Origin of the sequence: Vibrio atypicus, from assembly GCF_009811315.1 — a bacterium.
GTDB classification, from domain to species: domain Bacteria; phylum Pseudomonadota; class Gammaproteobacteria; order Enterobacterales; family Vibrionaceae; genus Vibrio; species Vibrio atypicus.
Genome location: NZ_BLID01000002.1, coordinates 348708 through 364787, shown reverse-complemented (window position 1 = coordinate 364787; position 16080 = coordinate 348708). Strand labels below are relative to the sequence as shown.

Annotated in this window: 11 protein-coding genes; 8 read left to right on the top strand and 3 right to left on the bottom strand. The window is 42.9% G+C overall.

From position 1 onward, the window contains the following. The first annotated feature begins 245 nt into the window (after nt 1-245). Nucleotides 246-2522: a formate C-acetyltransferase gene (gene pflB / locus GVO60_RS06205; protein ID WP_159651953.1), complete on the top strand. Its 2277-nt coding sequence runs from the start codon at nt 246-248 to the stop codon at nt 2520-2522. Between the two features lie 189 nt (nt 2523-2711). Then, a complete protein-coding gene (locus tag GVO60_RS06200) occupies nt 2712-3707 on the top strand; it encodes a lipid A deacylase LpxR family protein (protein ID WP_371862437.1) in 996 nt (331 codons plus the stop codon). Here GVO60_RS06200 and GVO60_RS06195 read toward each other — a convergent pair. Next, nucleotides 3704-5584: a methyl-accepting chemotaxis protein gene (locus GVO60_RS06195; RefSeq protein ID WP_159651949.1), complete on the bottom strand. Its 1881-nt coding sequence runs from the start codon at nt 5582-5584 to the stop codon at nt 3704-3706. The two genes, GVO60_RS06200 and GVO60_RS06195, sit on opposite strands and share 4 nt — an antisense overlap. A gap of 227 nt (nt 5585-5811) precedes the next feature. On the opposite strand from GVO60_RS06195, the gene pflA reads away from it, so the two are divergent. From pflA to GVO60_RS06180, 3 genes are all read left to right on the top strand, one after another. Then, nucleotides 5812-6552, top strand: a complete 741-nt coding sequence (pflA, locus tag GVO60_RS06190) for a pyruvate formate lyase 1-activating protein (protein WP_159651947.1) — start codon at nt 5812-5814, stop codon at nt 6550-6552. A 66-nt stretch (nt 6553-6618) separates the two neighbouring features. Continuing rightward, nucleotides 6619-7284 carry a hypothetical protein gene (locus GVO60_RS06185; protein ID WP_159651945.1) on the top strand — a complete coding sequence of 222 codons (666 nt, stop codon included), beginning with the start codon at nt 6619-6621 and terminating at the stop codon, nt 7282-7284. A 125-nt stretch (nt 7285-7409) separates the two neighbouring features. Further along, the gene (locus tag GVO60_RS06180) at nt 7410-7910 is read left to right on the top strand and encodes a YfbU family protein (RefSeq protein ID WP_159651943.1); all 501 of its coding nucleotides are present in this window, start codon (nt 7410-7412) and stop codon (nt 7908-7910) included. Nucleotides 7911-7980: 70 nt separating this feature from the next. Here GVO60_RS06180 and GVO60_RS06175 read toward each other — a convergent pair whose 3' ends face one another. Together GVO60_RS06175 and GVO60_RS06170 are read right to left on the bottom strand one after the other, a co-directional pair. Then, nucleotides 7981-9867: a methyl-accepting chemotaxis protein gene (locus GVO60_RS06175; RefSeq protein ID WP_159651941.1), complete on the bottom strand. Its 1887-nt coding sequence runs from the start codon at nt 9865-9867 to the stop codon at nt 7981-7983. Nucleotides 9868-10029: 162 nt separating this feature from the next. Continuing rightward, nucleotides 10030-10794 carry a MipA/OmpV family protein gene (locus GVO60_RS06170; protein ID WP_159651939.1) on the bottom strand — a complete coding sequence of 255 codons (765 nt, stop codon included), beginning with the start codon at nt 10792-10794 and terminating at the stop codon, nt 10030-10032. 358 nt (nt 10795-11152) lie between these two features. On the opposite strand from GVO60_RS06170, the gene GVO60_RS06165 reads away from it, so the two are divergent. From GVO60_RS06165 to GVO60_RS06155, 3 genes are all read left to right on the top strand, one after another. Further along, nucleotides 11153-13087: a PrkA family serine protein kinase gene (locus GVO60_RS06165; RefSeq protein ID WP_159651937.1), complete on the top strand. Its 1935-nt coding sequence runs from the start codon at nt 11153-11155 to the stop codon at nt 13085-13087. Between the two features lie 137 nt (nt 13088-13224). Next, nucleotides 13225-14496, top strand: coding sequence for a YeaH/YhbH family protein (locus GVO60_RS06160; RefSeq protein WP_159651935.1), 1272 nt, complete (start codon nt 13225-13227; stop codon nt 14494-14496). 10 nt (nt 14497-14506) lie between these two features. Then, nucleotides 14507-16045: a SpoVR family protein gene (locus tag GVO60_RS06155; RefSeq protein WP_159651933.1), complete on the top strand. Its 1539-nt coding sequence runs from the start codon at nt 14507-14509 to the stop codon at nt 16043-16045. The last annotated feature ends 35 nt before the right edge of the window (nt 16046-16080 follow it).

Sequence of the window (16080 nt, the reverse complement as noted above, 5' to 3'; positions counted from 1 at the left end):
TCTGCGTTTTATTGATTTAGTTTAAGGTTTGCAATTTTTTTTTAGTCTATCCTTGAAAACAAGTTAGTAAGACACCATTTAAAAAGTAGTGACAATATTTATAGTTTTATGACCACTTTCGGTTCTTAGAATTAGAGACTATACATATTGTTATTCATAAGAGTGTACCGCCCCAGTGATGGGAGTCTAACTGGCTCAATAGTTAGATAGGTACGTGTTTTTTCTACTAAAAAGGTAGGTATGTCATGGCAGAGCAATTTGCTAAAGCTTGGGAAGGTTTTGCTGAAGGTGATTGGCAAAACGAAGTAAACGTTCGTGATTTCATTCAAAAGAACTATGCGCCGTATGAAGGCGACGAATCTTTCCTAGTTTCTGAAGGTACTGAAGCAACTAACGTTCTTTGGGCTAAGGTAATGGAAGGTATCAAACAGGAAAACGCGACTAAAGCACCTGTAGATTTCGATACTGACGTTATCTCTACCATCACTGCTCACGATGCAGGCTACATCGAAAAAGATCTAGAAACTATCGTTGGTCTTCAAACTGAGAAACCACTTAAGCGCGCTATCATCCCTAACGGTGGTATCCGTATGGTTGAAGGTTCATGCAAAGCGTACGATCGCGAACTTGATCCAGCAATCTCTAAAATCTACTCTGAGTACCGCAAAACACACAACGCTGGTGTTTTCGATATCTACACTCCTGATATCCTAAAATGTCGTAAGTCTGGTGTTCTAACTGGTCTTCCTGATGCATACGGTCGTGGTCGTATCATCGGTGACTACCGTCGCGTTGCTCTATACGGTATCGACTTCCTAATGAAGGACAAGCTAGCTCAATTCGCTTCTCTACAAGAGCGTTTTGAAAACGGTGAAGACCTTCAAATGACAATGCAGCTTCGTGAAGAGATCGCTGAGCAACACCGTGCTCTAGGTCAAATCAAAGTTATGGCTGCTAAATACGGTTACGACATCTCTGAGCCAGCTCAAACTGCTCAAGAAGCTATCCAGTGGACTTACTTCGCATACCTAGCGGCAGTTAAGTCTCAAAACGGTGCAGCTATGTCTCTAGGCCGTACTTCAACTTTCCTAGATATCTTCATCGAGCGCGATATCGCTGCTGGTAAGATCACAGAAGTTGAAGCACAAGAAATGATTGACCACTTCGTAATGAAGCTACGTATGGTTCGTTTCCTACGTACTCCAGAATACGATGAGCTATTCTCAGGCGACCCTATCTGGGCAACTGAGTCAATGGGTGGTATGGGTATCGACGGTCGTACACTAGTTACACGTACTAACTTCCGTTTCCTAAACAGCCTGTACACTATGGGTCCTTCTCCAGAGCCAAACATCACTGTTCTTTGGTCTGAGCAGCTACCTGTAGGCTTCAAGAAGTTCTGTGCGAAAGTATCTATCGATACTTCTTCTATCCAGTACGAAAACGACGACCTAATGCGTCCTGACCTAGCATCTGACGACTACGCAATCGCATGTTGTGTATCTCCAATGATTGTTGGTAAGCAAATGCAGTTCTTCGGTGCTCGTGCTAACCTTGCTAAGACTATGCTTTACGCAATCAACGGCGGTGTCGATGAGAAGCTGAAGATGCAAGTTGGTCCTGTTGGCGAGAAGATCACTGACGAAGTACTAAACTACGATGACGTTATGGCTCGCCTAGATACGTTCATGGATTGGCTAGCTAAGCAGTACGTAACTGCACTAAACAGCATCCACTTCATGCACGACAAGTACAGCTACGAAGCGTCTCTAATGGCTCTACACGACCGTGACGTTCGTCGTACTATGGCTTGTGGTATCGCTGGTCTTTCTGTTGCAGCTGACTCTCTGTCTGCAATCAAGTACGCAACAGTTAAACCTGTACGTGACGAAGACGGCATTGCAATCGACTTTAACGTTGAAGGCGACTACCCTAAATTTGGTAACAACGACGCTCGCGTTGATGACATCGCATGTGAACTTGTTTCTACGTTTATGGGCAAAATCCGTAAGCTTAAGATGTACCGTGATGCAATCCCAACTCAGTCTATCCTAACTATTACTTCAAACGTGGTATACGGTAAGAAGACTGGTAACACGCCTGACGGTCGTCAAGCTGGTGCTCCTTTCGCTCCTGGTGCTAACCCAATGCACGGTCGCGATGAGAAAGGTGCTGTAGCGTCACTTACTTCTGTAGGTAAACTACCGTTCGCTGATGCACAAGATGGTATCTCTTACACATTCTCTATCGTGCCAAATGCACTAGGTAAAGAAGAAGATAGCCAACGTGCTAACCTTGCAGGCCTAATGGATGGTTACTTCCACCACGAAGCTGGCATTGAAGGTGGTCAACACCTAAACGTGAACGTTCTTAACCGCGGTACTCTAGAAGACGCAGTTAAGCACCCTGAGAAATACCCTCAGCTAACAATTCGCGTATCTGGTTACGCTGTTCGCTTTAACTCTCTAACTGCAGAGCAACAAGCTGACGTAATCGCACGTACTTTCACTGAGTCTCTATAATTCTCAGCTGAATGAATGTTTGAAGCCCCGCTTAGTTTAAGCGGGGCTTTTTTTATCTAAAGTCACTCACTTACCTCCAACTCTCCGTCAAAATATCCACGGCATAAAAATTGCTTTAACTATCAATACACTTTAGTTTAGCTTCAGGTTAACCTTCTTCTCTCAACATGTCGTACTGGTAGAATGAATATTAAAAAAACATCGCTTATCTCTTTGCTACTCATTTCATTAGGCGCTCATGCTTCTGAGCGCTCAACCGTCACTTTTGCCTTAGATAACGATGGCTTGTTTGGCGTAGACCAAGACTACACGAACGGACTTTTCTTGACCTACACATCTCGTGCCATTAATCCTCATTGGTTGTTCACGCCACTCAGTCTTTCAATGTGGGGAGCCGCATCACTCGATAAAGTCGAGTTTTCAATCGGCCACAAAATGTACACACCAAGTAATATCTCTGCCGATTACCCTCTCCAAAACGAACGACCTTACGCCGGGTATTTACATACTGAATTCAATTACATCAGCCTTCACCCTCAGCAAGCACAACGATTTAACCTAACTATCGGTACAACCGGTGAAAGCTCGCTAGCAGACAGAGCACAAAGTATCGTGCATAGTTTGACAGGATCTAAAGAGCCGAATGGTTGGGAGTATCAAATCGAAGATGCGCGAGTCGGTAGTATTGGTTACTTATCGCACTTTAATATGATGCGCGCACGCTCAATCGCCAACACGGATTTTGAAATATCTAATGTAACGGAAGGCAATTTTGGTAACTTTCGTTCAGATATATCGACAGGTTTTATGTTCCGATGGGGGACAGATCTTGCCGGAAGCATGGGCGCGGCACATATAGACAATGAATACACCTTTAGACCAGGGATGCTTGGCGGTTCCAAATCTGGTTGGTTCATTTTTGCTGGTGTAGAGGGGCGTTATCGATTTAATGACTTTACAGTAGAAGGTTATCGCCCAGGTATTGAAGAAGACCCAAATATTACCAATCCAGATCTGTATGATGTAACTCTGGAGAATATCCAAGCTACAGCGGTTGCTGGTATTGCTTGGTATGGCAGTGGCTTTGGTGCCACACTCAGCTCAGCCGCTAAAACTCCCGATTACAAAGAAGCTTCCGATGCCTTATATGGTAACGGAAGCCTTTCTCTTTACGCTTTCTTCTAAATGTTAAATCTCTGGCAGTCTTGATTTAGACTGCCAGAGCGACTGAGAACCGCATTGCTAATACCACGCAACTGCTCGTTGTTTTGTTCTAACTCTTTCATCGCTCCGGAAATCTGAGTCATACTATCCGCCATAGATTGGCTAGTTGTTGCCAATTCTTTAATCGAGCTAAATATAACCTCAGTTTGATGAGAAGCTTCATCCGTCGTTTCTGTAATCGTTTTCAATGCTTCCATCGCTTCATGCCCACGCTCGCGACCTGTCGTCATTGATGATTCAGACTTACCGATATATTGAATTACCTCTGCACTCTCTTTCTTCATGGTATCAATCGTTTCAGATATTTCAGACACCGCATCGACAGTACGCACTGCTAGACTACGCACTTCATCGGCAACTACAGCAAAACCGCGACCTTGCTCCCCTGCTCGCGCTGCTTCAATCGCCGCATTTAGTGCTAACAAGTTTGTCTGCTCTGCGATCCCATTAATGATTTCCATTACCGAATCAACTTTAGACGATGCCTCTTCAAGCTGCTGGATATGCCCAGCCGCGGATGTAAGGATCGCCCCAACCTCTTCTAACGAACCAATCGCCGCACCGATAACTTTGGCTCCTTCTTCAGCAGAGTGAGTTGAAGAACGGCTGATATCAGCAACGAATTCAAGTGAATTAGACACCTCTTGCGTTGTCACACTCACTTCTTCCGTTGCCGATGCGAGTAGCTGAGTTTGACCTAATATCTCACTTTGGTGATGAGCAAGCATATCAAAACCTTGGTTTAACTCAGCTGCATTACCCGATAGCACTTGGCTACTTTCTTGAACATCGTGAACTAAGCCACCCAAGTTTTCACAACTTTCATTAATACTGCTCGCAAGTTGATTAAACTCATCATTAGGATTACGACTCATTGCCATCCGTTTTGATAAATCCCCCTGGGAAACACTGTTGAGTACTTCGCGCGTTTTCGTCAAAGAGCGCGACAACGATGTACTTTGCATAATAAAAATAGCGATAGTCAGTATCGCTAAAATTACACAGGCAACCAAAACCGACCACAAAGTTTGCTCTGAAACACTTTCCGCTGAAGTTTGATATTGGTTAGAGATATCACCTAACTCATTGGTTATCGAACCGATCAACTGAGTTAACGTGGATTTGGTTGAAAGAAGTTGTTGTTCAACGGAACCAAGTTCTTGAGATAACTCACTGACTCTGGTAAACGTCGCCTTATATTGTTCAATCTCTTTTTCATAAAGGTCCAACATTGCATAAACATTGGACATACTTTCAAAACCAGCCATTGCTCGATTAAACAACTTAAGGTTTTTTTCATTCGGTTGAAGTAGGTAGTTTTGCTGTGATTTAACCATTGCTTGGAAATCTGAGTTGAGCGTTACCATCCCTGTTTCTTCGATCTTTTTCTCGATGATGGTCGCGAGCTGCTTTAACTCACCCAGTTTACCTTCATCAATACTAAATCCGAGTTCTTGCTTTAAGTCCAGCCAAGGGTTAGCCGCGGACTCAAAGTTACTCACCGTACTCTTTAACGTATTCGATTGATTGGAAAGGTCAAGCTGCGCTAAGAACTCTGCATTCACTTTTACTGCGTCAACAATTGCAGTAATGTCTTGTTTCGCTTGCTGAACTTGCGAGCCATTGAGGTTATCTAATTCGCTACTCAGAGTAAGGATTTGACTCTGCGTTTGATAAATGGACATAGAGCCTACCGCAATATCACTACTCGCATGATATTGCTCGCTCATTTGCGTTAACCGAGATGCTGAGAACCACGCTAAAAGGACAAACCCAAGCGTCAGTATGACTAAGAACAACATCACTTTTTGTTTTTGTGATAGCGCAAGCATATTCATAAATATTCCTTAAACATCAATAGGATGTAAAAACACGCGCCTAGCCATAATGTTGTAATTTTTATTAATATCATTATCTTTTATAACATTTTTATAACATACATTTTAGCCCAAGTATGTTTTTTTTTCTTATTTAGCAAAATGTTGTCGATAACGTTCCCAAGCCCTATTTAAACCCCACTTTTTGTAATAAAATAACGCACAAATAACTTATTAGAGATGAGCTCATGTCAACAACCGGTCGTATTCATTCTTTCGAGTCTTGCGGAACTGTAGATGGACCTGGAATCCGTTTTATCGTGTTTATGCAAGGCTGCTTAATGCGCTGTATGTATTGTCACAATAGAGACACTTGGGACACACATGGCGGTAAAGAAGTGACGGTTGAAGAGATCATTAATGAGGCAAAAAGCTACCGCCACTTTATGAACGCCTCTGGCGGCGGCGTTACATGTTCTGGTGGTGAGGCAATGCTGCAACCAGAGTTTATTCGCGATTTCTTCCGCGCAGCTCAAGCGGAAGGTATACACACTTGTCTTGATACAAACGGTTATATCCGTAAACATACGGACGTGGTTGATGAAGTTCTTGAAGCCACTGACTTGGTGATGCTTGACCTCAAGCACATGAAAGATGAAATCCACCATGACTTCATCGGTGTATCAAATAAACGTACGCTCGACTTTGCACGCTACCTTCATAAGCTTGGCCAAAAAACTTGGATTCGTTATGTTGTTGTGCCTGGGTATACGGATGATGAAGAAGCGGCCCACATGCTAGGTGACTTTATCAAGGATATGGACAATATCGAGAAAATCGAGCTTCTGCCTTACCACAAGTTAGGCGCTCACAAATGGGAAGCTTTAGGCCATGATTACCCTCTAGATGGTGTTAACCCTCCATCAAAAGAGACAATGGATAAAATAGTATCAATTCTTGAGCAATATCACTCAAACGTAAAATACTAATACCATACTCCGCCCTTTTCATAAAAAATACCAACCTAATTAGGTTGGTATTTTTTTGAGGTCAATATGTTATTAAACGAGTTGTTTGCGTTAATCATCATACTGCTCTTTGTACCACTAGTCTGGCGAGATGTGACGAGTGTATTTTGGCCTAAATTCATCCATGAGCGTAATTTTCAGCATCTTACTTTTGCTGTTATTATCCTTTTTACACTACTTTGGTCCGCCCAAGCCGGAGTTAAAGCAGGACTTTCCATCCACTTTTTAGCACTGACCACTCTTACGTTAATGTACGGCTGGCGAGTCGCCATTGTATTGTCTGTCATCATTGGCTTTCTACTAACAACGACTACTGAGCTCTCACTATTCCAGCTTCCCGAATACATCTTGCTATCCTGCTTAATTCCGATTGCAACTAGCTACGCTGTTTTCCTATTCAGTTATCATTTTTTACCAAGAAACATTTTTGTCTTTATTTTTGTCGCGGGGTTTTTAAATGGAGCCCTAACGGGAACACTGCATCTTCTTTCGAGTGGCGCCTATTTATTCTTCCTTGACGCGTACGATTGGACAACCATTGTCGACAATTATCTAATATTCGTACCACTATTGGCTTTTCCTGAAGGCCTCATTAATGGGATGGCTCTGACCATGTTCTGTGTCTTTAAGCCTGAGTGGCTAAGAGTCTTTTCTGACCGCGATTACATCTATAATCATTACCATAAAAAATGACACACTTTTCTGACTGTTCTTTGTACTTTTCATATTAAATATGTGTTGAGATCATGTTTCATAATTCTTTGAACAGATAACCTAAGCACATTAAAAATGTATTAGATTATTATAGTGAGGCCAACATGGAAATGACCAACGCTCAACGCTTGATTCTTTCAAACCAATACTCTCTGATGTCACAGATGGACCCTGAAAATGCAGCAAAATATAAACGTCTGCAGACCATCGTGGAACGCGGATACGAGCTACAAATGAGTGAACTGAACAAAGACTTTGGACGCTTAAGTGAGGCTGAATGTCGTGAAGTCATTGACACGATGGAAATGTATCACGCGATGCAAGAATCAAACAAAATGCTAACTGAAGAAGAACGTAAAGATGTCGACCAGCGTCGTCTAATCTTCTTAGGCTTTGATGCCGCTTCTGAAGCTCAGTTAGTTAATTACGTACGTTTCCTGACGGACTCTGAAGGTTTGTACTCTCAGTTTGAAAAAGCTGAACACAACTTCAATTCTCAAATGCCAATGCAAGAGAAATACCGCCGTATGCTAACTACTTGGCGTAATTGCCCACGCCAATACCATTTATGTGCCAACGAACTTAAGCAAATCTTCAATGCTTAACTAGTTAGCTAGTGTATGGCACATATAAAGCCATTCAAAAAAGGGACCTTTCGGTCCCTTTTTAACACCCCTAAGATAACTTGAAGGTAGCTACTTTTGCACTTAACTCTTGCGCCTGGTTCTTAACTTGTATCGATTCTTCTGAGCTGTCATTCACCCCTATCACTAGTTGATCTGCAACATCTTTAATCGATGTAATATTCTGCGTAATCTCACTAGTCACATGTGTTTGCTCTTCTGCTGCTGTCGCAATTTGTGTTGCCATATCACTGATCAACGCTACCGCTGCATTGATTTCTTCCAAAGCACCAGCAGCGCGATCGGCATCAACCACTGAGTTACCTGCTAAATCAGCACTACTCTCCATAATCGATACAGCTTTTGCTGTCGTTGTTTGCAAAATATCAATCGTCGCTTTTATCTCTTCCGTCGAGGAATGTGTTCTTTGTGACAACACTCGAACTTCATCCGCAACTACCGCAAAGCCACGACCTTGCTCTCCAGCGCGCGCCGCCTCAATAGCAGCATTAAGGGCTAACAAATTAGTTTGCTCAGCAATGCCTTGGATAGTCGCTAGCACTGTAGATATCTCTTGAGCGTGACGATCCAGTGCGCTAACTACATCACTTGCGCTTTCCAATTCAGTTGCCAGTTTGTTGATTGAGCCTTTCGTATTAATAACCAACTCATGCCCATTATCCGTGCTCACCGTTGAATTTTGTGCAGCTTGAGCGGTTTGTTCTGCATGAGACGCAATTTCTTGAGTCGCACTTGCCAGCTCTGTAACCGCAGTTGCAACCATGGTGATCTCTTGCTGCTGATGATGAATTTCATTCACTGAAGCTTGTGCTCGAACTGTCGTACGCTCAGATTGCTCAGTAAGTTGGTAAGACTGTTCGCGAATATGTCCAATTAGCTGCTGCAAACTCGCTACGAATGTATTGAAGTTCATCGCAAGCTTTCCAACTTCATCTTGCGCTTCAATCTCGATTCGTTGAGTTAAATCACCGCTACCATTGGCAATTTGTTCCAGTGCGTTGGAAACGTGATTCAAAGGTCGGAAAAGTATGTTACACAGAATATTGAACAAAAGAGTGCAGATCACCACAATCACACCCGTCACCAACATTTGGCCCCAAACAGCATCAAATAGAGGCGAAATAAGTGAATCATGATCAATCACAACCACAGTAACAAGATCTGTATTCGGGATACTTTTCGCATGGACAACCGACTCTTTTCCATAGACTTCCGTAAAAACATCTCGTCCAGACTGAACCGCTTGCAAAACAACGTCTAAATCGACACCAAGTTTGTTTAAGGGTTGATTAAGTAAGCTTGTGTCTTGATGGGTAAAAATATTTCCCTCCGGATTCATGATAAACATAAACCCTTCACCAGGAAGAATCACTTTACCCATGCTGTTGAGAATGTCGGTAATTTCAACATCAGCCCCCAAGACAACTTGCTGGCTATGCAGATTAATCGCTTTACCTAACGAAACGACATTGGCTCCTGTAGCAGCCGCTACAGTTGGGTTATCCATAAAGACTTTTGATGGGTTGTTAACAGCACTCTTGTACCACCCCCACTCTCTTGGGTCATCATTACCAGGTGGAAGAACTACACCATTGGCATTGTCTTGAGTACCGTCTGGGTAGGCCAAGAACACATTATCAAAGCCCGCTGAATCTTTAACTTGCTTCAAGTGAGTGACAATCGCACTTTTTTCAACATCATTCGCCAATGACATCATCGGTCGTTCTTTAGAATAGATCCAATCCGACACATATTGGCTATAAGACGATATCGTGCTCTCAAGCCTCTGTTCGATATCGTTATCTAACCTTTCCAAGGAAGCTCTAAAAGAAAGAGCTTCCACACATAGTCCCCCGACTATAATTGCAGCGCTCGCTGAAATAGCGAGTTTGTTTTTAAGCGATAATTTTTTAAGCATTAGTTTGTCACTTTTATGATATTTATAAGATATTGGTATAAATCAGTGACCATTATAATTTCGAGCTCAAAAATAAATCATGACTTAGCTCTGAAAGTGTGAAAAATGCTAGAAGTAAGTGCTATTTTTGTCACTATTACGTGTGCATGGCTTAGCTTTGGTTTAAAACACGTATGCAACTCCTACATTCGCGCTCGTATAAACACCATTTTCAACTAACGGACTGTATTGAACCTCCCCTTCAAGGTTGGTGTAACGAATACCACCTGTCACACGGATATGGGGTGTCAAATGCATATATCCAGAAAGACCAATAAAATATTGACCATCCCAACTGGCTTCGAACTCTTCGATATTGTGCCCAGCTGCCTGAGCTTTATTAGCCTCACTACTGCTAACTCCATATAAATGGTCATTCAATCGTGAGCTGTTATAAGCATAACCAATTGCAGGGGTTACAGCCCAACCACGACGACGAATCGGTAATCGCCATGCGGCCTCTGCGTAAAGTCCGTTGTGAACAAACCTCAAATCACTACCTGCTGTAATTTCAAACATACCAGCCAAAGTAATCATTTGATAACTCACACCGCCCAGAATAGAGGCCTTTCGTTCATCCATTAGCTGGATCGCTGGATCATCTGAATCTTCTGGCTTTAATGTTCTAGGATCGTACACCACTCGAAAAACTATATTTTGCGGAGAGCCAACCGGCAGCATTCGATAACCAGCGCTAAATCCTCGAAGGAAAAAGTGGCTACCTTCATAACCGATCATTGGTATTACCGTTTTATTCGATGGCGTATCTTTGTATACAGCTGGCGAATAGGAAGCCGCACCTCCAATTGACCATTGGGAGATGTTTGCATAAACAGTAGAAGTCGTAAAAACCGCTGAAAAAACGAACCACTTAAACCAATTTTTCATCGCTAGAGTTGCCTTTGGTGAACAATACCGCGCGATTATATAGAATGAAATACCATTAATCAAATCACCACATCTCTTAACCTCCCTTTTAGGCGGCAAAAATGAGCTGTTTTTAATAATCACATTGATTTAGTGAATAAGTTTTTTGGGGATCTGTTTCAAACACAAGCCAAAATTTCAAGCCTTCAAATCACTAGAACTCCTCTAGATAACCAAATTCTAATTTTCATCACACTTTGCAATTAAACACATATTTTTTAAGCAAAATTCCAAAAAGCAACTAGGCTTAAATTAGAAAGGATTTTGCTTTTCTATGCGGGTTTATTGTCAGTTTGACAGGTTCAGAGGGGAATTCATTATGAGTATTTTCGACCATTTTCAAGCACGCTACGAAGCCTCCAAGGATGAGGAACTGTCGTTACAGGACTTTCTTGGTCTTTGTAAAGATGACAAGAGCGCTTACGCCAATGCCGCTGAGCGACTTCTTATGGCAATCGGGGAACCAGAGATCATCGATACAGCCCAAGATCCCCATCTAAGTCGTATTTTTTCAAACCGTGTCATTTCGCGCTACGAAACCTTCAAAGATTTCTATGGTATGGAAGATGCAATTGAACAAATTGTCTCCTACCTAAAACATGCTGCCCAAGGCCTTGAAGAACGCAAACAGATTCTTTATTTACTCGGCCCCGTGGGTGGCGGTAAATCATCATTGGCTGAAAAACTCAAAGCCTTAATGCAACAAGTACCCGTTTATGTACTATCTGCAAATGGTGAACGCAGTCCAGTTAATGACCATCCATTCTGTCTATTTGATGTGACTGAGGATGGCGAGTTGCTGAAACAAGAATACGGCATCGAAAAACGTTATTTACGCTCTATCATGTCACCTTGGGCTGCAAAACGTCTGCATGAGTTTGGCGGCGACATTTCCAAATTTAAAGTAGTGAAAGTCCGTCCATCGATTCTTGATCAACTTGCGATTGCGAAAACTGAACCAGGCGATGAAAACAACCAAGACATTTCATCTTTAGTGGGTAAAGTCGACATTCGCCAATTGGAGCACTTCTCTCAAGACGACCCAGATGCTTACAGCTACTCAGGTGCCCTTTGTCGAGCGAACCAAGGTCTAATGGAATTTGTAGAGATGTTTAAAGCACCGATCAAAGTGCTTCACCCTTTACTTACTGCGACTCAAGAAGGTAACTACAACGGTACTGAAGGCCTATCGGCACTGCCTTTCGATGGTATGATTCTCGCTCACTCGAACGAATCAGAGTGGCAAACTTTCCGTAACAACAAGAACAACGAAGCTTTCCTAGACCGTGTCTACATTGTGAAAGTACCGTACTGTCTGCGTGTTTCTGAAGAAGTGAAGATTTACCAAAAGCTACTGGATCATTCAGAGTTGTCTAAGGCACCATGCTCGCCTAGTACGCTAGAGCTTCTTTCCCAGTTCAGTATTCTCTCTCGACTTAAAGATCCTGAAAACTCGTCTATCTTCTCCAAGATGCGTGTTTACGATGGCGAGACACTAAAAGATACCGACCCGAAAGCGAAAAGTTACCAAGAGTACCGTGACTTCGCAGGGGTTGATGAAGGTATGTCAGGTCTATCGACACGTTTCGCGTTTAAGATTCTTTCACGCGTTTTCAACTTTGATCAAACCGAAGTTGCAGCGAACCCAGTTCACCTCTTCTACGTCATTGAACAACAAATCGAACGCGAGCAGTTCCCTCAAGAAACGGCAGAGAAATACCTAGAGTTCCTTAAAGGCTATTTAGTACCGCGTTACGTTGAGTTCATTGGTAAAGAAATTCAAACCGCCTACTTAGAATCTTACTCTGAATATGGCCAAAACATTTTTGACCGCTACGTCACCTACGCTGACTTCTGGATTCAAGATCAAGAGTACCGCGATCCAGAAACGGGTCAGTTGTTTGACCGCTCTGCATTAAACAATGAACTAGAGAAAATCGAAAAAACAGCGGGCATTAGTAACCCGAAAGATTTCCGAAATGAGATCGTCAACTTTGTACTTCGTGCCCGCGCAAACAATAACGGCCAAAACCCAGTTTGGACCAGCTATGAGAAGCTTCGTACTGTGATTGAGAAGAAAATGTTCTCGAACACAGAAGAACTTCTCCCTGTTATTTCTTTCAACACGAAAACCTCTTCTGAAGACCAGAAGAAACACGACGACTTTGTCGCTCGTATGATGGAGAAAGGTTATACCGAGAAACAAGTGCGTTTGCTTTCTGAGTGGTACTTACGCGTGCGTAAGTCTTCTTAATAGCAAAGCTGAATTCCTTTTCACTTAGAGAAGGAAGCCCATGGAGTACCTGCCAGAGCCAAACTCTGGCAGGAGATTGGATGCGAGATCGATACGTGAAGATCTCAGGTTTTCACGGTGCAAATAAGGGGTGACTCATGGCGCAGTTTATTGACCGACGACTCAATGGCAAAAATAAAAGTGCTGTAAACCGCCAGCGCTTTTTACGCCGCCACAAAGAGCAGATCAAAGAGTCTGTCGCTGACGCGGTAAATCGCCGTTCAATCACCAATACTGAAACCGGTGAAGATGTCGCGATTCCTCATAAGGACATTAAAGAACCTGTCTTTCATCAAGGTAAAGGTGGGCTAAAAGAACGTGTCCATCCAGGCAACGACCAATTCATTACGGGTGATAAAATCGAGCGACCGAAAGGTGGGGGCCAAGGTGGCGGATCCGGTGAAGGAGATGCTAGCGCCGATGGTGAGGGACAAGACGAGTTTGTATTCCAGATATCCAAAGATGAATACTTAGACATTCTATTTGAAGATCTGGAGTTACCAAATTTAGAAAAAAACCAAATCAATAAAATCACGGAATGGAAAACCACTCGTGCTGGTTACCAAACGGCAGGCGTGCCAGCAAACATTGCTATTGTTAAATCACTGCAACAATCTCTAGCGCGACGCACCGCTATGACAGCGGGTAAAAAACGCATGCTGCGTGAACTTGAAGAACAACTAGACCAAGTAAAACTTAGTGAACCCGCTCAAATGCTGGAAGAGCAGCGTTTACTTGAGGAGATAAAGTCACTTCGTCATAAAATCGATACGGTTCCATTTATCGATACTTTCGACTTACGTTTTAAAAACTACGAACGTCGCCCTATTCCTTCTAGCCAAGCTGTGATGTTCTGCTTAATGGACGTTTCAGGCTCAATGGACCAAGCAACCAAAGATATCGCCAAACGCTTTTACGTACTGCTTTATCTGTTCTTGACTCGTACGTATGAAAACGTCGAAGTCGTCTTTATTCGCCATCACACCCAAGCGAAAGAAGTCGACGAACATGAATTCTTCTACTCGCAAGAGACGGGGGGAACCATTGTTTCAAGTGCACTAAAACTCATGAATGAAATAGTGGCCGACCGCTACCCTGTTGGAGAGTGGAATATCTATGCGGCACAAGCTTCCGATGGCGATAACTGGGCAGATGATTCACCGCGTTGTAAGGAATTGCTCACTAAACACCTTCTTCCTAACTGCCAGTATTACTCGTATATCGAAATTACTCGCCGTTCACACCAAACCTTGTGGCATGAATATGAAAAGCTAGAAAGTGCCTTCCCGAACTTCGCGATGAAAAACATCCGAAGCGTTGAAGATATCTTTCCTGTATTCCGCGAACTTTTCAAAAAAGAGACCGCTTAGGGAGGCCAATATGACAACAAAAACCAAAAAGCCAACTAAGAACAAGGCGTTGCCTGATGGCCCTGATTGGACATTTGAATTGCTTGATCGTTACCACACTGAAATCAAGCGTGTCGCTGACCACTACAAACTGGATGCGTACCCAAATCAAATTGAAGTCATTACTTCTGAACAGATGATGGATGCATACTCAAGTATCGGCATGCCCATTAACTACAATCACTGGTCATTTGGTAAAAAATTCATTCAGACAGAACAAGGCTACAAACATGGTCAAATGGGTCTCGCTTACGAAATTGTGATCAACTCAGATCCTTGTATTGCCTATTTAATGGAAGAAAACACCGTTACCATGCAGGCACTGGTTATGGCGCACGCTTGTTATGGACACAACTCTTTCTTCAAAGGGAACTATCTATTTCAAACGTGGACTGACGCCAGTTCCATCATTGATTATCTTCTGTTTGCTAAAAAATACATCTCTGAGTGTGAGCAGAAATATGGTGAGAAAGAAGTAGAGGAGCTGCTTGATTCATGCCATGCATTGATGAACTTTGGCGTCGACCGCTATAAGCGTCCGGAAAAAATCTCAATTGCAGAGGAAACTTCACGTCAGCAAGAGCGTGAAGCCTACTTGCAATCTCAGGTAAACGATCTTTGGCGCACGGTACCTAAATCAGCCGTGGAACAGGAAGATCAAAAGGTTCGCTTCCCAACAGAGCCTCAAGAGAACATTCTTTACTTTATAGAGAAACACGCACCCCTGCTGGAATCTTGGCAGCGTGAGATTGTGCGTATCGTGCGTAAAATCAGCCAATATTTCTACCCACAGAAACAAACTCAAGTCATGAACGAAGGCTGGGCAACCTACTGGCACTATACGATTCTCAATCACCTCTATGATGAAGGTCTGGTCACCGATCGCTTTATTTTAGAGTTCTTACATAGCCATACAGGTGTTGTCGCGCAGCCCGCCTACAATAGTCCTTACTTTAGTGGTATCAACCCCTACGCACTGGGTTTTGCGATGTTCCGCGATATACGTAGAATCTGTGAAGAGCCAACAGACGAAGACAAAGAATGGTTCCCAAACTTGGCTGGGACAGATTGGTTAGAAGCTGTTCACTTTGCAATGCAGAATTTCAAGGATGAAAGTTTTATCAGCCAATATCTTTCTCCAAAACTGATGCGTGACTTTAAACTATTCGCTATCGTTGACGATGATAGAAAGAACTACATTGAAGTAAGTGCAATTCACGATGAAACAGGCTACCGAGCGATTAGAGAAAAGTTAGCAGCACAATACAATTTGAGTAACTTGGAACCTAATCTTCAAGTATTCAATGTTGATGTACGTGGCGATCGCTCCTTAACCCTGCAATATATTCCTCATGACCGTATCCCACTTGATGAAAGCTATGACGAAGTATTAAAGCACCTATATCGCTTATGGGGCTTCGATATTATCTTAGAAGAGGTTAAAGACACAGGGAGACGAGAAATTCTCAGCACCTGTCCGAAACGTAATGACTATGATGCGAAAATCTAATCATTATTCAGATACTAAAAAGGCCCAAACGGGCC